The sequence below is a fragment of the Saccharopolyspora terrae genome (assembly GCF_004348435.1).
Taxonomy (GTDB): Bacteria; Actinomycetota; Actinomycetes; order Mycobacteriales; family Pseudonocardiaceae; genus Saccharopolyspora; species Saccharopolyspora endophytica.
The window spans coordinates 1-18,919 of sequence record NZ_SMKS01000037.1 but is presented as its reverse complement, the minus strand read 5'-3'; the positions used below and the strand labels follow the sequence as shown (position 1 = coordinate 18,919).

The 18,919-nt window shown below is 69.8% G+C and carries 18 protein-coding genes; 14 read left to right on the top strand and 4 right to left on the bottom strand.

The window, feature by feature from the left end; translation table 11 throughout:
• Window positions 1-4: 4 nt before the first annotated feature.
• The 5 genes from E1181_RS19830 (at window position 5) to tsaD (ending at window position 3,193) form a co-directional block, all read left to right on the top strand.
• Entirely contained in the window at window positions 5-376 is a 372-nt protein-coding gene (locus E1181_RS19830) for a DUF742 domain-containing protein (RefSeq protein ID WP_132677025.1), read from the top strand.
• Window positions 357-956 (top strand): GTP-binding protein, encoded by a 600-nt coding sequence (locus E1181_RS19825; RefSeq protein ID WP_132676949.1) that lies wholly within the window; start codon window positions 357-359, stop codon window positions 954-956. The genes E1181_RS19830 and E1181_RS19825 overlap by 20 nt, the downstream gene beginning before the upstream one ends.
• A gap of 73 nt (window positions 957-1,029) precedes the next feature.
• Entirely contained in the window at window positions 1,030-1,668 is a 639-nt protein-coding gene (tsaB, locus tag E1181_RS19820) for a tRNA (adenosine(37)-N6)-threonylcarbamoyltransferase complex dimerization subunit type 1 TsaB (protein ID WP_132676947.1), read from the top strand.
• On the top strand, window positions 1,665-2,144 hold the full coding sequence (gene rimI, locus E1181_RS19815) for a ribosomal protein S18-alanine N-acetyltransferase (RefSeq protein ID WP_132676945.1): 480 nt from the start codon (window positions 1,665-1,667) through the stop codon (window positions 2,142-2,144). Before tsaB ends, rimI begins: the two co-directional genes overlap by 4 nt.
• Window positions 2,141-3,193, top strand: a complete 1,053-nt coding sequence (gene tsaD, locus E1181_RS19810) for a tRNA (adenosine(37)-N6)-threonylcarbamoyltransferase complex transferase subunit TsaD (RefSeq protein WP_132676943.1) — start codon at window positions 2,141-2,143, stop codon at window positions 3,191-3,193. Before rimI ends, tsaD begins: the two co-directional genes overlap by 4 nt.
• Before the next feature lie 3 nt (window positions 3,194-3,196).
• Here tsaD and E1181_RS19805 read toward each other — a convergent pair whose 3' ends face one another.
• Window positions 3,197-3,760, bottom strand: coding sequence for a SanA/YdcF family protein (locus tag E1181_RS19805; protein WP_235876894.1), 564 nt, complete (start codon window positions 3,758-3,760; stop codon window positions 3,197-3,199).
• Between the two features lie 237 nt (window positions 3,761-3,997).
• On the bottom strand, window positions 3,998-5,572 hold the full coding sequence (locus E1181_RS19800) for an alkaline phosphatase D family protein (protein ID WP_132676939.1): 1,575 nt from the start codon (window positions 5,570-5,572) through the stop codon (window positions 3,998-4,000).
• Between the two features lie 722 nt (window positions 5,573-6,294).
• Between E1181_RS19800 and groES the strand changes: the two genes are divergently transcribed.
• Complete coding sequence (groES, locus tag E1181_RS19795; RefSeq protein ID WP_093414065.1) at window positions 6,295-6,585, top strand: co-chaperone GroES; 291 nt, start codon at window positions 6,295-6,297, stop codon at window positions 6,583-6,585.
• A 120-nt stretch (window positions 6,586-6,705) separates the two neighbouring features.
• Window positions 6,706-8,328: a chaperonin GroEL gene (gene groL / locus E1181_RS19790; RefSeq protein WP_132676937.1), complete on the top strand. Its 1,623-nt coding sequence runs from the start codon at window positions 6,706-6,708 to the stop codon at window positions 8,326-8,328.
• Window positions 8,329-8,519: 191 nt separating this feature from the next.
• Here the strand turns inward: groL and E1181_RS19785 are convergent, their stop codons facing one another.
• Window positions 8,520-8,825: a WhiB family transcriptional regulator gene (locus E1181_RS19785; protein ID WP_132622826.1), complete on the bottom strand. Its 306-nt coding sequence runs from the start codon at window positions 8,823-8,825 to the stop codon at window positions 8,520-8,522.
• A 283-nt stretch (window positions 8,826-9,108) separates the two neighbouring features.
• On the opposite strand from E1181_RS19785, the gene E1181_RS19780 reads away from it, so the two are divergent.
• The 4 genes from E1181_RS19780 (at window position 9,109) to E1181_RS19765 (ending at window position 13,183) form a co-directional block, all read left to right on the top strand.
• Window positions 9,109-10,152, top strand: a complete 1,044-nt coding sequence (locus E1181_RS19780; protein ID WP_235876893.1) for a MerR family transcriptional regulator — start codon at window positions 9,109-9,111, stop codon at window positions 10,150-10,152.
• Window positions 10,153-10,448: 296 nt separating this feature from the next.
• The gene (locus E1181_RS19775) at window positions 10,449-11,045 is read left to right on the top strand and encodes a response regulator transcription factor (protein WP_029536209.1); all 597 of its coding nucleotides are present in this window, start codon (window positions 10,449-10,451) and stop codon (window positions 11,043-11,045) included.
• Window positions 11,046-11,542: 497 nt separating this feature from the next.
• Entirely contained in the window at window positions 11,543-12,115 is a 573-nt protein-coding gene (locus E1181_RS19770; RefSeq protein WP_093414059.1) for a sigma-70 family RNA polymerase sigma factor, read from the top strand.
• Entirely contained in the window at window positions 12,116-13,183 is a 1,068-nt protein-coding gene (locus tag E1181_RS19765; protein ID WP_132676933.1) for an anti-sigma-D factor RsdA, read from the top strand.
• 287 nt (window positions 13,184-13,470) lie between these two features.
• Here the strand turns inward: E1181_RS19765 and E1181_RS19760 are convergent, their stop codons facing one another.
• On the bottom strand, window positions 13,471-13,842 hold the full coding sequence (locus tag E1181_RS19760; protein WP_132677023.1) for a DUF5319 domain-containing protein: 372 nt from the start codon (window positions 13,840-13,842) through the stop codon (window positions 13,471-13,473).
• A gap of 287 nt (window positions 13,843-14,129) precedes the next feature.
• Here E1181_RS19760 and guaB point away from each other — a divergent pair, with 287 nt between their 5' ends.
• The 3 genes from guaB to E1181_RS19745 all read left to right on the top strand — a co-directional run bounded on the left by guaB (window position 14,130) and on the right by E1181_RS19745 (window position 18,721).
• Entirely contained in the window at window positions 14,130-15,641 is a 1,512-nt protein-coding gene (gene guaB, locus E1181_RS19755; protein WP_132676931.1) for an IMP dehydrogenase, read from the top strand.
• Window positions 15,642-15,807: 166 nt separating this feature from the next.
• A complete protein-coding gene (locus E1181_RS19750; RefSeq protein WP_132676929.1) occupies window positions 15,808-16,938 on the top strand; it encodes a GuaB3 family IMP dehydrogenase-related protein in 1,131 nt (376 codons plus the stop codon).
• Window positions 16,939-17,020: 82 nt separating this feature from the next.
• Complete coding sequence (locus E1181_RS19745; protein ID WP_132676927.1) at window positions 17,021-18,721, top strand: GMC family oxidoreductase N-terminal domain-containing protein; 1,701 nt, start codon at window positions 17,021-17,023, stop codon at window positions 18,719-18,721.
• Window positions 18,722-18,919: the final 198 nt, after the last annotated feature.

Below are 18,919 nucleotides of genomic sequence, written 5' to 3'. Positions count from 1 at the left end.
CGCCATGTCAGGTGGGCGAGGATGGTTCGACGAGGACGCGGGACCGGTGGTGCGTCCGTACGCCCTGACCAAGGGGCGTACGCGGGCCACGAGCTACGAGCTCGACCTGATCACGCTCGTCGTGGCGCGCCAACCGCTGCCGCCGAACGCGCGTGCGCTCTCACCCAACTACCAGCGGGTGCTGCAGGGATGCGGGTATCCGGTCTCGGTCGCCGAGGTCGCCGCACGAGCGGACTTGCCGCTGGGCGTGGTGAAGATTCTGATCAGTGACTTGATCGAGCGGGACTACGTGGTCTTCGGACCGGACTCGTCGCCGACGACCGGGCCGAGCCTCGACATGATGCAGAAGGTGCTGGATGGGATCCGCAAACTCTGAACAAGCCAGCCTCAACGCGGTCGCCGCGAAGATCCTCATCGCGGGCGGGTTCGGTGTCGGCAAGACGACCCTGGTGGGGTCGGTCAGCGAGATCGTGCCCCTGCGGACCGAGGAGACGCTGACCGAGGCGAGCGCCGGGGTCGACGACCTGACGGGCGTGGAGCGCAAGACCACCACCACGGTGGCCTTCGACTTCGGCCGCATCACCATCAGTTCCGACCTGATCCTGTACCTGTTCGGTACCCCGGGCCAGGAGCGCTTCTGGTTCATGTGGAACGAACTGGCCAACGGGGCGCTCGGGGCGATCGTGCTGGCCGACACCCGGCGACTGGACACCTGCTTCGCGGCGATCGACTACTTCGAGGGCCGCGGGCTGCCGTTCATCATCGGTGTGAACTGCTTCAACGGCACTCAGATCTACGATCCGGAAGAGGTCCGGCGCGCGCTGGACATCGACGAGAACGTGCCGATCATGCTGTGCGACGCGCGGCAGCGGGACTCCAACAAGCAGCTGCTGACGACCCTGATGGAGCACGTCATGGCCGTCACCCGCGCCAAGCAGCAGCACGCGATGCGCTGATCGTCCCCACGCGCGGTGGTGCCCGCTGACCCGATGGACGTCCGTGACCAGCGCTGACGTACGCTGGATAGCTGTGCTCGTCATTGCGCTGGACACCTCGACGCCCGCGGTCACGGCGGGGCTGGTCGACCTCGACGAAGGCAGCCCGCGGGTTCTCGCCGAGCGCGTCACGATCAACCCGCGCGCGCACGGCGAACTGCTGATGCCTCAACTGGTCGACGTCATGGAGGAGGCCGGTCGCGGCTTCGCCGACGTCGACGCGATCGTCGCCGGGATCGGACCGGGGCCCTTCACCGGCCTGCGGGTCGGCCTGGCCACCGCCGCCGCCCTCGGCCAGGCGTGCGACGTCCCGGTGCACCCGGTGTGCAGCCTGGACGCCATCGCCGCCGCCGCTGAGGTGACCGGTCCGCTGCTGGTCGCCACCGACGCGCGCCGCAAGGAGACCTACTGGGCCGCCTACGACGGCGCGACCCGCGTCGACGGCCCGCACGTCGCGCGCCCCGCCGACGTCCACACCAGCGGCTTCGCGGCCGCAGCGGGGGAGCTGGCCGAGGCCGTCGGCCTCGACGCCGTCGAACCGCGGTTCCCCACTCCCGCCGGTCTGGTGGCCGCCGCCGCGCTCGACGCCGACCCCGAGCCGCTGGTGCCGCTGTACCTGCGGCGACCGGACGCCGAGGAGCCCGGGAAGCGGAAGTCGGTGCTCACCCGGTGAGCGAGTCGGTCACCGAGGTCAAGGTCCTCAAGCTGAGGCGGGCCGACCTGCGCCGCTGCGCCCAGCTGGAGCAGGTGCTGTTCGGCGGCGACGACCCGTGGTCGAAGTCGGCGTTCTCCTCCGAGCTGGACCAGGGCCACTACTACCTCGGCGCCTACCTCGACGAACGGCTGATCGGCTACGCGGGCCTGGCGGTCAACGGCCGCCCGCCGCACGCGGAGGCCGAGGTGCACACCATCGGCGTCGACCCCGCGCACCAGGGGCGCGGTGTCGGCAAGACCCTGCTGCGCGCGCTGCTGACGCGCGCCGACGAGCACCGGGCGACGACGTTCCTGGAGGTGCGCACCGACAACGAGCCGGCGATCGCGATGTACCGCGACCACGGCTTCGAGATCGTCGGCCTGCGCCCGCGGTACTACCAGCCCTCGGGGGCCGATGCCCACACCATGCGACGCGAAGCCGTGGAGGCGTCATGAGCGAGCGGATCGTTCTGGGGATCGAGAGTTCCTGCGATGAGACGGGAGTCGGCCTGGTCCGGCTCTCCGCCGACGGCCGCGTGGAGCTGCTGGCCGACGCGGTGGCGTCCAGCGTGGACGAGCACGCGCGGTTCGGCGGCGTGGTCCCGGAGATCGCCAGCCGCGCGCACCTGGCCGCCATGGCGCCGACGATGCGCCGCGCGCTGGACGAATCGGGGCTCTCACTGTCCGATGTGGACGCGATCGCCGTCACGGCCGGCCCCGGTCTGGCCGGGGCGCTGATGGTCGGCGTCGCCTCCGCGAAGGCGTACGCGACCGCGCTCGACGTGCCGCTGTTCGGCGTGAACCACCTGGGCGGGCACGTCGCCGTGGACACCCTGGAGCACGGTCCGCTGCCGGAGCGCTGCCTGGCCCTGCTGGTCTCCGGCGGGCACAGCCAGTTGCTGCTGGTGGAGGGCGTCGAGGAGAAGATCACCGAGGTCGGCACGACCATCGACGACGCCGCCGGTGAGGCCTACGACAAGGTCGCCCGCATCCTCGACCTGCCCTACCCGGGCGGCCCGCCGATCGACCAGCAGGCCAAGCTCGGCGACCCGAAGGCCATCGCGTTCCCGCGCGGGCTCACGGGTCCGCGCGACGCCAAGTACGACTTCTCCTTCTCCGGCCTGAAGACCGCGGTCGCCCGCTGGGTGGAGACCGAGCAGCGCGCGGGCCGGGACATCCCGATCCCGGACGTGTGCGCCTCGTTCCAGGAGGCCGTCGCCGACGTGCTCACCGCCAAGGCGATCCGCGCGGCGCAGGACCACGACATCGACACCCTGGTGATCTCCGGCGGGGTGGCGGCGAATTCGCGGCTGTCGGAGCTGGCGCGCGAGCGCTGCGCGGCGGCCGGGATCACGCTGCGCGTGCCGCGTCCCCGGCTGTGCACCGACAACGGCGCGATGATCGCGGCGCTGGGCGCGCACGTGCTGCACTCCGGCGCCAAGCCGTCGCCGCTGGACATGCCGGCGAACCCGGGCTTGCCGGTGCACGCGATCGTCGTGCAGTAGAGGTCAGCGCGGCAGCCAGAAGGCCTTGACGGTCGCGAGGACCTCGCGACGGGTCGCCCGCGCGTTGACGCGCCGGAGCCCGTCGGCCGCGGCGTCGTGCCCGACGCCGTAGGCGTCGATCCCGAGCCGCCGCGCCAGCGCGATCGATCGCCGCAGGTGGAAGCGGGTGGTCACCACGATCAGCGAATCGTGCTCGCGGGCCGCCGTCCGGCACGAGGAGTAGGTGTCCACACCGGACTCGTCGAGCACCACGGCCTCGTCCGGGACTCCGCGCGCCCGCAGGTAGCGCCGCATCACGACCGGCTCGCTGTGCCCGCGCGACTCCGGCGACCCGCTGACGATGATCCGCCGGACCTTCCCGGCCCGGAGCAGCTCGCGAGCGACGTCCAACCGCCCCTGGAGGATCCGGCTGGGAACCCCGTCCCACCTGACTCCGGCGCCCAGGACCAGGGCGACGTCCAACGCGGGCACGTCACCCGCATCGCGGACCCGGCCGACGCTCCGACCCCAGGCCCACGCGAACGGGGCGACCAGACCGCCTACCGCCACCAGGACAACCACCCACACCACACGCACCCCGCCAGTCTGCCACCGCCCCCGGCAGCCTGAACGACAGGATTTCAGTGGAAGTCCGGAACCGGAGTTCAGTGGAAATCAGATCCCCGACTTCCACTGAAATCGTGCGGATCAGCCGGTGGCAGGCACGAGGCACCACCCGATCGAGGACCCGAGCGGGAGGTGGGAGATGCCCGGGAGGGCATCGTGCTCGGACGCGATCGGGTGGTGGGAGCTCGTGGCCCGGGGTCAGGCGGGGTTGAGGGCGGGGTTGCCGTCTTCGACCACGAAGGTCTTCGCGGTCTTGGCCGGGGCGTCCTCTTCGGACACCTTCGCCACGGTCCGGTAGTCGGCCGTGAGCTGGGACTCGGTGAACTTCGTCCGGACGTAGCCCCGGCGGTTCGCGTAGTACTTCACGTGCGGGTTCTCGGCCAGGACGTCGTCGTTGGTGTCGTCGCTGCCGTCACCGCCGCTGGTGATCGACGTCGTCACCAGCTCGGTGCCGACCGCGGGGGAGTCCGGGTCGTCGTGGGTGCGCTTGATCTCCGCGGCCCAGTGCCGGTGGACGTCACCGGTGAGCACGACCCCGTTGCGGACCGCGCTGTCGGCCATGGCGTCGGCGATGCGGTCGCGGTTGGCGACGTAGCCGTCCCAGGCGTCCATGTTGTAGCCCTCTTCGGAACCCGGGGTCAGGTCGATCTTGGAGAAGAACACCTGCTGCCCCAGCACGTCCCAGCGGGCCGAGGTGCTGTTGAACCCGTCGACGAGCCACTTCTCCTGCTCGGCGCCGGTCAGCGAGCGGTTCGGGTCCTCGCGGTCGTCGCAACCGGGCTGGACGCCGTCGCCGCAGGCCTGGTCGCTGCGGTACTGCCGGGTGTCGAGCATGTGGAAGTTCACCAGCGAGCCCCACGAAAGCCGCCGGTACAGCTGGAGATCGATCCCGCTCGGCTTGGAAGTCGAACGCAGCGGCATGTTCTCGTAGTACGCCTGGAACGCGGCCTCGCGGCGATCGAGGAAACCGTCGTCGGGCTTCTCCGGGATCTCGTCGGCCCAGTTGTTCTCGGTCTCGTGGTCGTCCCAGACCACGACCCACGGTGCCGTGGCGTGCGCGAGCTGCAGGTCCGGGTCGGTCTTGTACTGCGCGTGCCGCTGCCGGTAGTTGGCGAGCGTGCGGGTCTCCGGCCCGAGGACCTTCCGGACGTCGTCGTCGGACGCGGCGTACTCGTACTGGTAATCGCCGAGGTGCAGGATCAGGTGCGGTTCGTCCTCGGCCATCCGCTTGTAGGCGGTGAAGTAGCCCTCGCCGTAGTGGGCGCACGAGGCGAAGCACATGGTCAGCTCGCCGAGCGATCCTGCCGCCGGGGCGGTCCGGGTGCGGCCGACCGACGAGATCGCGTCCTGCGCCTTGAACCGGTAGAAGTACTCGGCGCCCGGCTGGAGGCCCTCCAGCTCGACGTGGACGCTGTGCCCGAGCTCCGGAGCGGCCTGCGCCTCACCGGACTGCACGACGTCGCTGAACTTCTCGTCGGTCGCGACCTCCCACTGCACCGGCACGACCTTCTCGGGCATCCCGCCCAGGCCGTCGTCGTTGGTGGGTTCGGGGGCGAGCCGGGTCCACAGCACCACGCCCTCGGGCAGCGGGTCGCCGGAGGCGACGCCGAGGGTGAAGGGATCGGCCAGCTTGCGCACTCCCGCGCCGGGCATCGCCAGCGCGTTGGCGACGGCCGATCCACCCAGCGCGGTCGCGCCGAAGGCGGCGGCGCCGCCCAGCAGCACGGCGCGCCGGGTGAGTCGGCCGGATAACGGAACGTTGGGGTCGGACATCTCAAGCCCTCCAGGTCTTCCTGCGGACGCATCCGGAGTTCGACGGTGCTCGCCTGGCGAAGGCGGAAACTACCGACATGCCTGGAGGGTTTGGTGAATTGTCGGCAAAATCAGGCGACCGCAGCAGTGCGGTCTGGTCTGAGCGGAGGCGTCGCTTACTTCGGACGCCAGCTGGATCGGGTCGGGGGGCCGGACGGACCAGGCGGGCGAGCGGGTCGGGGGCGTCGCTCCCACGGCCGGTTCGCGGGCTTGGAGAGGGCTGGCATGCCGTGCAACCTAGGCCACCGGACGCCGCAGGTGTGAACCACCTGGAGGCATTGGTGAGATTCCCCGCATGCCGATCTACCAGCGATGATCACTGTCCGCAGCGCACAGGTCACGACGTCGCAGGTGGGCTGGGGTGCGGTGATCGACACCGCGTGCCGCCACTTTCCGTGATGCCGTCGCCCCGTTGGGTGAAAGAGGTTCGAAACGGCGATCGCGGAGGGCCCGGTGCGGGTTGAATGAACCCCGCTCGTCGTGAGGTGCGAGCGGTGCCGTTGAATGCGCGAAGTCGTGTTCCGGCGTTCGAGTGAGCGGGTGGTTGTTGAGCGCTGGCACTCTCCTGGGTAGAGTGCTAGCAGCACGGCGCCACCGCGCCCCGGCACCCGCGACGACGGGGAGCAACGGAGCCGTCATTCCCAGCCAACGCTTCGAAGGCCCCAGAAGGTGGAGGTCACACCGTGGCGAGCATCAAGCCGCTTGAGGACAAGATCGTGGTCCAGGCGAGCGAAGCCGAGACGACGACTGCGTCCGGCATCGTGATCCCGGACACCGCCAAGGAAAAGCCCCAGGAGGGCAAGGTCCTGGCAGTCGGCCCGGGTCGCATCGACGACAAGGGCAACCGCATCCCCGTGGATGTGAAGGAAGGCGACGTCGTCATCTACTCGAAGTACGGCGGCACCGAGGTCAAGTACAACGGCGAGGAGTACCTGATCCTCTCCGCCCGCGACGTGCTGGCCGTCGTCAACTGACGCCAGATCATCGTGCGCCCACCCAGCGTGGGCACAGCCGCCCCGGCGGTCCCGACCGCGGGACCGCCGGGGCGGCTGCATGTTCGGGATCAGGCACTCATCTGAAGGGCTGTAGCAAAAATGGCTAAGCAGATCACCTTCGACGAGCAGGCGCGCCGTGCGCTGGAAAGCGGCGTCAACCAGCTCGCCGACGCGGTGAAGGTCACGCTCGGGCCGCGAGGCCGGTACGTCGTGCTGGACAAGCAGTTCGGCGGACCGCAGATCACCAACGACGGCGTCACCATCGCTCGCGAGATCGAGCTCGAGGACCCGTTCGAGAACCTGGGCGCCCAGCTCGCCAAGAACGTCGCGACCAAGACCAACGACGTCGCCGGTGACGGAACCACCACCGCGACCGTGCTGGCCCAGTCGCTGGTCCGCGAGGGCCTGCGCAACCTGGCCGCGGGCGCGAACCCGGCGTCGCTGAACAAGGGCGTCACCCTGGCCGCCGAGGCCGTGGTCGAGGCGCTGAAGGCCAAGGCCACCCCGGTCAAGGGCCGTGACAACATCGCCCAGATCGCCACCGTGTCCTCGCGCGACGAGGCCATCGGCGACCTGATCGGCGAGGCCATGGAGAAGGTCGGCGAGGACGGCGTCATCAGCATCGAGGAGTCCTCGACGCTGGCCACCGAGCTGGACCTCACCGAGGGCGTGCAGTTCGACAAGGGCTTCGTCTCGCCGCACTTCGTCACCGACGCCGAGCGCCAGGAAGCCGTTCTGGAGGACGCGCAGATCCTGCTGCACCGGGAGAAGATCTCCAACATCCAGGAGCTGCTGCCCCTGTTGGAGAAGGTCGTGCAGGACGGCAAGCCGCTGCTGATCGTGGCCGAGGACGTCGAGGGCGAGGCGCTGTCCACCCTGGCCGTCAACGCCGTGCGCAAGACCCTCAAGGTCGTCGCGGTCAAGGCCCCGTTCTTCGGTGACCGCCGCAAGGCGTTCATGGACGACCTGGCCATCGTCACCGGTGCTCAGGTCATCGCGCCCGAGCTGGGTCTGAAGCTCTCCGAGGCCGGTCCCGAGGTGCTGGGTGCGGCCCGCCGGGTCACCGTCACCAAGGACGAGACCACCCTGGTCGACGGTCGCGGTTCCGCCGCGGACGTCGCCGAGCGCGCCGCTCAGCTCCGCAAGGAGATCGAGGCGACCGACTCCGACTGGGACCGCGAGAAGCTGCAGGAGCGGCTGGCCAAGCTGGCCGGCGGCGTCGCGGTGATCAAGGTCGGCGCGGCCACCGAGACCGAGCTCAAGGAGCGCAAGTCCCGGATCGAGGACGCCGTCGCGGCGTCCAAGGCCGCCGCCGAGGAGGGCAGCGTGCCCGGTGGTGGGTCCGCGCTGATCCACGCCTCCAAGTCGCTGGAGGGCAACCTCGGCCTGACCGGTGACGAGGCGACCGGTGTGCAGCTGGTCCGCCGCGCGCTGGAGGCTCCGCTGTTCTGGATCGCCGCCAACGCCGGGCAGGAGGGCGCCGTCGTGGTGTCCAAGGTCCGCGACCTCGACTGGGGCTCCGGCTACAACGCCGCCACCGGCGAGTACGGCGACCTGGTGCAGGCCGGCATCGTCGACCCGCTGAAGGTGACCCGCTCCGCGGTCGCCAACGCGGCCTCCATCGCCCGCATGGTGCTCACCACCGAGAGCGCCGTCGTGGACAAGCCGGAGGAGACCGAGGAGGCCGGCGGCCACGGACACGGCCACGGCCACGGCCACTGACCGGAAGGCACTCCGGCGGACGAGCGGCTGCGCCGCTCGCTCGACGCGAAAGATCGGGGCGGTACCCATGCCTGGGTACCGCCCCGATCTTCTTTCCGCTTCCACCGGGAGCGAATGACGCCCCTCGTGCCATTCGTTCCCGGCCCACCTGACCTGCGGCGCTTCCCCCACCGCCGGTCATGGTCCTGGGGTCAGCCGGCTGCTACCGCCAGCTGGTGGCGCTTGCGCGCCTTGATGATCACTTCCCGTTCTGACTCGGACAGTCCTCCCCAGATGCCGTACGGCTCCTGGACCGCCAATGCGTGAGTGCGGCACTGGGCTAGCACAGGGCAGTGCTGGCACACCTCCTTCGCCTTCGCCTCACGCCGCGCTCGTGCCGGACCTCGCTCTCCGTCCGGATGAAAGAAGTACGCGCTGTCCATCCCCCTGCACGAGCCCCGTATCTGCCAATCCCAGATATCGGCGTTCGGTCCTGGAAGACGTCGAGTGTCTGCCATTGCGACAACCACCTCCCACCGGTGGATCCCCTCCCTTGCTACGGCGGGACCGCCGCAGCCTCGCATGATCCGACCGTAGAACCGAGTCAAAACTTGTTCAACCCCTTTCGCGCCAAAAGCTGTTCATCGTTGGTGTGATCCTTGGAAATGGGGTGATCGAAGTCCGACCGGCTTGCTCTCGGCGGGTGAGAACCGGAATATGTGCCGGGTGACGACGCGGCCTGAACCAATTGCGGGGGTGCACACCCCCGACCCGTTCGGCGATTCACCGGCTGGTGATGGAGTGGACGCGTCGGAGACGTCAGCGCAGGAGCCGGAGGGGATCGGTCTGGACGACGAGCCGAGGCTCAGCGTCGCCGCGGTCGCACGCAGGCTCGGCGTCGCACCCGCCACGCTGCGCACCTGGGACCGCCGGTACGGCTTGGGCCCCAGCGACCACACCAGCGGCAGGCACCGCCGCTACGGGCCGGACGACATCGCTCGCCTGGAGCAGATGCAGCGCGCGCTGCTGCGCGGCGCTTCGCCGATGGAGGCCGCCCGCTACGCCCGCACGGTCGCCGCACCGCCCCCGCAGCGCCGCCCGGACGGTTCCTCGCCGGAGCGGGCCGACGTCGAGGACGCGCCCCTGCTGCTGTCCGGCGTGCTCGACGGCGCCGATGACGAACTCGCCCTGGCCGGGGCCAACACCGGCGGCCGGGGCCTCAAGCTCTCGGGCGCCGGGCCGCGAACCCGCGGGCTGGGCCGCGCGGCGCTGGCGCTGGACTCGTGGTCGGTGCAGCAGCTGCTGATCGAGTCGATGGACGGCGACGGCGTGGTCCGGACCTGGCAGGAGATGTTGCAGCCGGTGCTGCGCGCGGTCAGCGAGCGCAGGCAGCGCTCCGGGACCGGTGTCGAAGTGCTCCAGCTGCTCAACGACTGCGCGTCGACAGCGCTGCGCTCGGTCATCGCGCGGGCCCCGAAGCCGGAGAACCCGCGGCCGGTGGTGCTCGCGCCGGTCCCCGGCGAGAACCAGGAGCTCGAACTCGTGGCGCTGGCCGCCGCGCTGGCGGCGAACCGGGTCGGGCACCGGCTGTTCGGCGCCGCCCTGCCGCGCGAGGGCCTGGCCGCCGCCGTGAAGCGCTCCGCGCCGGCCGCGGTGGTGCTGTGGGCGGACCAGCCGTACTACGCGGCTCCGCGCGTCCTCGACGACATCCCGATCACCCGGCAGCGGGCCCGCGCGTTCGTCGCCGGGGCGGGCTGGTCGGCCGAGGCGCTGCCCGGCCACGTGGAGCTGCTCGGGTCGCTCGAGACCGCCGTGTCCCGGGTTTCCGCTACCGTCCTGGGCTGAGTTGAGTACGATGTGACCCAAATCACAGAACCATTTGCGGGGTCGATCTCGATGTTCGTTCGGACGGGCAAAGTGATCGTCACATTCGCAGCGATCGGGTGAACATCGCAGGTATGGCGCGGGGTCGCGTCCTCTCGGGGGGTAACGGCTGGGGCCTGCTCCGTTCCAGTGAATGTCCCTCACGTGTGTCCGCGGCCCGAATTCTGGAGGGATTAAGCACCGGATCGTGTCAAGGTTTCGCCTCATGCGTCCGATAGGGGATGTGGAACGTCACTCGCCTGCAGGAAGGAGTTCCCGTGACGACGGTCTTGATCTGCGATGACCGACGTAGCGTCCGGGAAGGGCTCACTCGTGTGATGTCAGCTGTCCCCGGAGTGAGCCGGATCGATTGCGTCGCACATGGCGACGAGCTGTTGGCCCGTTTCTCGCGGCAGGCCGTGGACGTCGTGCTGGTGGGAACCCAGCGCGCCGTGCCCAACGGCGTCGAGGCCACGCGCCGGCTCGTCTCCGCGCATCCCCAAGCCAACGTGATCGTCTTCGGCGCCCCCGACGACGCGGCGAGCATCGCCGCGGCCATCGCCGGTGGTGCCCGCGGTTACCTCCGCTGGGACGCGTCCCGGCCCGAACTCGTCGCGGCGCTGGCCCACACGCTGGCAAGCACCTCGGTGCCCGCACCGCGGCAACCGTCCGACCCCGGCGTGCAGCTCACGGAGCGCGAGCTCCAAGTGCTGCGCGGCATGAGCCAGGGCAAGAGCAACGGCCAGATCGGCCGCGAGCTCTACCTCTCCGAAGACACGGTCAAGACCCACGCGCGCCGGCTGTTCCGCAAGCTCGGCGTCCGCGACCGCGCTCAAGCGGTGGCGCACGGGTTCCGCCGCGGTCTCGTCGCCTGAGCCGGTGACCAGGTGGCACCGGCACGGAGTTGGGGGACGCCGGTGACCGCCAGACGAGAGTGCCTTCCGGTGAGCTGACGCTTCGGGAGTGGCTGTGGCTCGCATCGCGCTCGTGCCCGCCGTGTTTCACGGCGACGCAGGGGAGTCCGTGATGTGAGCCATGGCCGCCTCCGGTCGGCCCGGCTTCAGGTGCCGGCGGCGAGAACCTTCTCCACTCGGCCGTCGCCGCCGCCGAGCACCTCCACCGAGACGATGTGAAGATCGTCTCCGACCGCTGTCCCACGCACCACGACGATGTCGGTGGCCTGGACAAACACCGTCGGCCACGGCTTCTGGTAGATGTGGATGGGTGACGACGACGGCCCCCGACCCCCGGTCCCTGTTCTGCGAACGCCTCCAGCCCGGTACGGTGACCACGGCGCGGCGTGCGGTGCACGCGAAACACGCCGGGCAAATCCGAATCGCTTGAACGCGTAACACCAGGGCTGCTGTCTGCGATGACCAATGTGGGGGACGGGCTGGACGCTCTTGTAAGCGCCGCCGTCGACGGCGATCGTCAGTCGATTGAGCGCTTGCTGGCCGAAATCCGTCCTTTGGTGGTGCGGTACTGCCGCGCCAGGGTCGGACGAAACGAGAGGTCGTTCGCGTCAGCGGACGACGTCGCCCAGGAAGTGTGCTTGGCGGTGCTCACCGCGCTGCCCACTTACAAGGACCAGGGTCGTCCGTTCTTGGCGTTCGTGTACGGCATCGCCGCGCACAAGGTGGCTGATGCGCACCGTGCGTCAGCTCGCAACCGTTCAGAACCGGTCGCGGACATGCCGGACACCCCGGAGTCCGAGGCCGGTCCAGAGCAGCGGGCGATGCAGGGTGAGCTCTCGGGCAGGATGGCGCAGTTGCTCCAAATCCTCCCGGCCAAGCAGCGGGAAATCCTGCTGCTCCGGGTGGTAGTCGGGCTGTCGGCGGAGGAAACCGCCGAAGCGGTCGGCTCGACACCGGGCGCTGTGCGCGTAGCACAACATCGCGCACTGGCCCGGTTGCGGAAGACGCTGTCCGCGGAGGAGGTGGTCTGAATGGCTGAGCGGAAAGGGTCCGATGGGGAGCTGGGAGGCGAACCCGTCGAGGAATCCGCCCTGGAGCAGGACCGTTCGACCCATGCAGACGAGCGGGACCTAGCTCCTGCTGAGGGATCCGCAGGCGAGGGAACGGAACTGAGCGACAACCACCGGGACTCCGGCTCAGACGAGTCCGAGACCTCCCGCGAAGAGGCCGGCGCCGAGGTGCTGACCTTCCGTCCGCGCGGTGACGCGGACGAGGAGCTCACCGACCTCGACGACTTCAGCGACGAACCGATCGACCTGGCCGCGCTGCAGGAGGACGACGTCCTCCTCGACGCGCTGGGCGGAACCAACCCCGACGTGCCCCCGACGGCCGACGGCGCCCCCAGCCTGGAACAGCTGCTGGTGGCGTGGCGTCAGGACGTCGACTCGGCACCGATCGGTGACCTGGTGGACACCGACACCGCCGTTGCGGCGATCGCCGAGGCCGGCCGGCCGCGCAGCTTCCTGCGCCGCAGGCACCTCGTCCCGGTGGCCACCGCGGCAGCGGTTCTGATGATCACCTTCACCGGCGTCGGCGTGGCCGCCCGGGACGCGCAGCCCGGCGACATGCTGTGGGGCGTGGCCCAGGTGCTCTACACCGATCACACGCGCGCGGTTCAAGCCGCTGCTTCGGCTCGCACGGACCTCGACACGGCCGAGAGCGAGGTCGAGCGGGGCAACCGGATGGCCGCCGAGGAGGCGCTGCGGTCGGCCAACCAGCACCTGGCCGACGTGGACAAGGAGCACGGCCTGTCCGAGCTCCGGGCCGCGCACGAGTCTCTGACCATGCGCATCGGTCAGGGCGAGAACGACTCCTCGCAGTCCTCGACGCCGACGACGACGCTGCCGCCGACGACTCAGCCGTCCCCGTCCCAGCCGTTGCCGCCGCCCCCGGGCACACCGCCGACCGACAGCACCACCCCGCCGTCGAGCACCACCGGTCCGACCTCGCCGACCACGTCGCCGAGCGAGACCAGCAGTTCGGAGAGCTCGTCGGGCGGGTGGTTCTGGCCGCAGCAGCCGCAGACCTCAACGCCTTGATCTCTTCGTGAGGGAAGGACTTCTCCGTTCGCGGAGGGTTCTTCCCTCGTTTGGTGGGTCGGGTCCACTGCCACTACTCAGTGGTCCCTGTGCTGGGCGGCGCCAGAAGCGGAACCTCAGACGCCTTCTGGCTCCGGGATCCGAGACTGATGTATGCCAATACACGGCGCTACGGCTGTCCTCACCAGAAGACGTCTGAGAACCCGCGGCGGTGCGGGTTGCTCGGGTGGGGTGAGGAGAAAGCGCCTCCGGCGCTTGCCTGACGTGAGCAGTCTGGAGCGAGAAGGTCAGAGTGCGGTTTCGCTCTCCGTCATTCCGTCTGCGTAGCCTCGGCAGTACTCCCAGGTGACGTACTGGCCCGGGTCCGGGTCGAAGGCCGGTTCGTGGGGGCGCATGCGGCCGTCGTGCAGGAGCTGGGAAAGGCTGGAGCGCAGCAGCTCCCAGTCGTGGTAGTGGCACTCCCCGCAGTCCGCGCAGTCGACCACGATGCCCCGGACGCCCCTGGGCTCCAGGAGTGCCTGGTAGACGGCCAGGTCGGTCAGGTCGGCGAGCAGCTCGGCGCGCTCCTCGTCGCCGAGCGGCGGACCGTCCTCGGCGTCGTGGTCACCGAGTGCCATGCTCGGATCTTCCGGATCACCCGCGAACGGGTCTGGTGGCATCGGATCGTGCGGCACGGCCCGCACGGTACCGGGCGCCTCGCCTGCGCGGGGCTCTCGGGGCGGGTTTCACACGCCTGCGACCACGGCCCGTGGCCTGGCGCACCCCTGCCGGGACGGGGCAACCGCGCCCTGACCTGTGGTCTCTATCATCTGAGGAATCCTCTATCCGGACACCGCGTTGTTATTCAGCACAGCTGATGCGCAGGACGCGATCGCCGTGGTAATCCCAGCAAGCCGCACCTTGAAGGTTTGTGGGCCATATCGTGAAGGAAGGCACATCCCTCGCCATGACCAGCGAACTCTCCGCTCCCGGCCTCCCCGATAAGTTCGCGACGCTGGGTCTGACCTTCGATGACGTGCTCCTGCTGCCCGACGAGTCGGACGTCATCCCGAGCGCGGTGGACACCTCGACCCAGCTCTCCCGCAACGTTCGCCTCCGCGTCCCGCTGCTGTCCGCCGCGATGGACACCGTGACCGAGGCCCGGATGGCGATCGCGATGGCCCGCCAGGGCGGCGTCGGCATCCTGCAGCGCAACCTCTCCGTCGAGGAGCAGGCGTCGCAGGTCGAGGTCGTCAAGCGCTCCGAGGCGGGCATGGTGACCGACCCGGTGACCTGTTCGCCGGAGGACACCCTCGCCGAGGTCGACGCGCTGTGCGCCCGGTTCCGGATCTCCGGTGTCCCGGTGACCGACCCCGACGGCACGCTGGTCGGCATCATCACCAACCGCGACATGCGCTTCGAGGTCGACTACACGCGCAAGGTGCGCGAGGTCATGACCACCGCGCCGCTGATCACCGCGCAGGTCGGCGTCACCGCCGACGCGGCGCTCGGCCTGCTGCGCCGCAACAAGATCGAGAAGCTGCCGATCGTCGACGGCGCGGGCAAGCTGCGCGGCCTGATCACCGTCAAGGACTTCGTCAAGACCGAGCAGTACCCGAGCGCCACCAAGGACCCCGACGGCCGACTGCTGTGCGGCGCCGCCGTCGGCGTCGGTGCGGACTCGCACGAGCGCGCGATGGCCCTGGTCGACGCGGGCGTGGACGTGCTGATCGTCGACACCGCCCACGGCCACTCCCGCGCTGTGCTGGACACCGTCTCGACGCTGAAGAAGGAACTGGGCAACTCCGTCGACGTCATCGGCGGCAACGTGGCCTCCCGGGCGGGCGCGCAGGCGCTCGTGGACGCGGGCGCGGACGCGGTCAAGGTCGGCGTGGGTCCGGGCTCGATCTGCACCACCCGCGTGGTCGCCGGTGTCGGCGTCCCGCAGATCAGCGCGATCTACGAGGCCAGCGTCGCCTGCAAGCCGGCCGGTGTGCCGATCATCGGCGACGGGGGCATCCAGTACTCCGGTGACATCGGCAAGGCCATCGCCGCCGGTGCCAGCTCGGTCATGCTGGGCAGCCTGCTCGCCGGCACCGCCGAGTCGCCCGGCGACCTGGTGCTGGTCAACGGCAAGCAGTTCAAGGTCTACCGGGGCATGGGTTCGCTGGGTGCGATGCAGTCGCGCGGCCAGGCCAAGTCCTACTCCAAGGACCGCTACTTCCAGGACGACGTTCTCTCCGAGGACAAGCTGGTCCCGGAGGGCATCGAGGGTCGGGTCCCGTTCCGCGGGCCGCTGTCCCAGGTCGTCGACCAGCTCGTGGGCGGTCTGCGCTCCGGCATGGGCTACACGGGTTCCACCACGATCCCGGAGCTCCAGGAGGCCAAGCTGGTGCGGATCACCGCAGCGGGCCTCAAGGAGTCGCACCCGCACGACATCACCATGACCGTCGAGGCACCCAACTACACCACTCGCTGACTTCGGCTGATCTCGTGAGAGCCCGGTGCCCGGTGCGGCGCCGGGCTCTCGGTCGCTGTGCGTGATCTCGCGGGTTCGGGTGGTGATCGAAGACCCCGCGCGGCGGAGACGTGGTGCTTGCGGAGAGAATGTTTCGCTGGACATCCGCTGCTAGGAGGGACTCACGGTGCGCGATCAGGTTGAGATCGGCATGGGCCGGACCGCTATGCGCGGCTACGACTTGGACGACGTCGAGATCGTGCCCTCGCGGCGCACCCGATCGTCCAAGGACGTGTCGCTGGCCTGGCAGATCGATGCCTACCGCTTCGACATCCCGGCGATCACGCATCCGACCGACGCGGTCGTCTCGCCCGCCTCGGCGGTGCGCATGGGCGAGCTCGGTGGTCTGGGCGTGCTCAACGCGGAGGGCCTGTGGGCCCGGCACACCGACGTCGAGGACAAGATCGCCGACGTGGTCCGCCTCGCCGAGGAGAGCAGCGACCTGGAGGCGCCGATCGCGCGGCTGCAGGAGCTGCACTCCGCGCCGATCCGGCTGGACCTGCTCAGCGAGGCCCTCCGGCAGGTCAAGGACTCCGGTGTCACGGTCGCCGCTCGGGTCAGCCCGCAGCACGCCGAGGAGCTGACACCCGACCTGCTGGCCGCCGGCGTCGAGATGCTGTTCGTGCAGGGCACGATCATCTCCGCCGAGCATGTGGCCCGCGACGGCGAGCCGCTGAACCTCAAGCGCTTCATCAACGAGCTGGACGTGCCGGTGGTGGCCGGTGGCGTCGGCGACTACCGGACCGCGATGCACCTGATGCGCACCGGTGCCGCCGGTGTGATCGTCGGCTTCGGCCAGTCCCGCGCGGCCACGACCACGCAGGTGCTGGGCATCGGCGTGCCGATGGCGACCGCGGTCGCCGACGCCGCCGCGGCCCGCCGCGACTACCTGGACGAGACCGGAGGCCGCTACGTGCACGTCATCGCCGACGGCGGGCTGTCCTACTCCGGTGACATCGCCAAGGCCATCGCCTGCGGTGCCGACGCGGTGATGCTGGGCGAGGCGCTCAGCGAGTCCACCGAATCGCCCGCCCAGGGCTACTACTGGACCTCCGCCGCCGCGCACCCGAACCTGCCGCGCAGCGAGATCGTCGGCTTCGCCGGAACCGACGCCGACCTGGAGAAGATGCTGTTCGGTCCGAGCAGCGACCCGTACGGAACGCTGAACCTCATGGGCGGTCTGCGCCGGGCCATGGCCAAGACGGGCTACCGCGACCTCAAGGAGTTCCAGAAGGTCGGCCTGATGCTGCGCGGGTGAGGTGTTCTCGGCCCGAACCTCACCTCCCACAGCCCGGAACGGGACTAGCTACTGATCAGTAGGTTCCTTTAGTCTGTCGCGCATGGCACAACGTGGTGATGGCGGTACCGATTTCGACGTGGTGGTGATCGGTTCGGGCTTCGGCGGCAGTGTTGCCGCTCTGCGCCTGACCGAGAAGGGCTACCGGGTCGCGGTGCTCGAAGCGGGTCGCCGGTTCTCCGACGAGGAGCTGCCGAAGACCTCCTGGGACCTGCGCAAGTTCCTGTGGGCCCCGCAGCTGGGCTGCTTCGGCGTGCAGCGGATCCACATGCTCCGCGACGTGCTCATCCTCGCCGGTGCCGGCGTCGGCGGCGGATCGCTGAACTACGCCAACACGCTCTACCGGCCGCTCAAGCCCTTCTACCAGGACTCGCAGTGGGCGCACATCACCGACTGGGAGTCGGAGCTGGCGCCCTACTACGACCAGGCCACCAAGATGCTCGGCGTGGTCGAGCAGCCGTCGGAAACCCCGCACGACGTGGTGATGAAGCAGGTCGCCGCGGACATGGGCGTGGCCGACACCTTCCACGCGACCCCGGTCGGCGTGTACTTCAACGAACCCGGCCGCACCGACGGCGACCCCTACTTCGGCGGGGCGGGACCGGCGCGCACCGGCTGCACCGAGTGCGGCGCCTGCATGACCGGCTGCCGGGTCGGGGCGAAGAACACGCTGGTCAAGAACTACCTGTACCTCGCGGAGCGGGCCGGAGCGGAGATCTTCCCGCTCACCACGGTCAACCGGCTCGGCAAGGGCGCCGACGGGCGCTGGCGGATCGCCACCTCCCGCACCGGTGCGAAGCTCAACCGCAGGCCGAAGATTTTCAGCGCCGACCAGGTCGTGGTCGCCGCCGGAACCTGGGGCACCCAGAACCTGCTGCACGGCAGCGTCGACAACGGTGACCTGCCCCGGTTGTCCAAGCGGTTGGGCAAGCTGACCCGCACCAACTCCGAGGCGATCATCGGCTCGCAGGTCAGCGAGTACGACCCGGAGCGCGACTTCTCCACCGGCGTCGCGATCACCTCCTCGTTCCACCCCGACGAGGACACCCACATCGAGCCCGTCCGCTACACCAAGGGCGCCAACGCGATGGGACTGCTGCAGATCCCCGCGACCAAGGGCGGCAACGGCTCGCGGTGGAAGCAGCTGGGGAGGTTCCTGCGCGAGAACCCGCTGCTGTCGCTGCGGATGCTCTCGGTGCGCAAGTGGAGCCAGCGCACCGTGATCCTGCTGGTGATGCAGAGCCTCGACAACTCGCTGACCACCAGCGTGAAGCGGATGTTCGGCAAGCGGTTCCTGACCTCCGAGCAGGGGCACGGCGCACCGAACCCGAGCTACATCCCGGCCGGTGAGCGCGCCAACGACCTGGTCGCCGACAAGATCGGCGGCATCGCGGGCGGCACCTGGGGCGAGATGTTCGACATCCCGCTGACCGCGCACTTCCTGGGCGGCTGCGCGATCGGCGACAGCCCGGAAACCGGCGTCATCGACCCGTACCACCGCGCGTGGTCCTACCCGACGCTGTCGATCGTGGACGGCTCGGCGGTCAGCGCGAACCTCGGCGTGAACCCCTCGCTGACCATCACCGCCCAGGCCGAGCGCGCCTTCTCCCTGTGGCCGAACAAGGGCGAGCCCGACACCCGCCCCGACCAGTCCCAGGGCTACCGGAAGATCACCCCGGTCGAACCCAAGTCGCCGGCCGTCCCGCCCTCGGCCCCGGCGGCCCTCCGCCTCCCGATCGTCTGACCTCACCCAGGTCCAGGCCCCCGATTTCAGTGGAAGTCCGGTCCCCGATTTCAGTGGAAGTCGGGGACTTGGTTTCGGTGGAAGTCCGGGTCTCGGGTTTCAGTGGAAGTCGGAGTCCTGGTTTCAGTGGAAATCAGGGGCCCGGTTTCCACTGAAATCGTGTGGGCTGGGGCGGGGGTCGGTGTGCAGGTGTGGTGG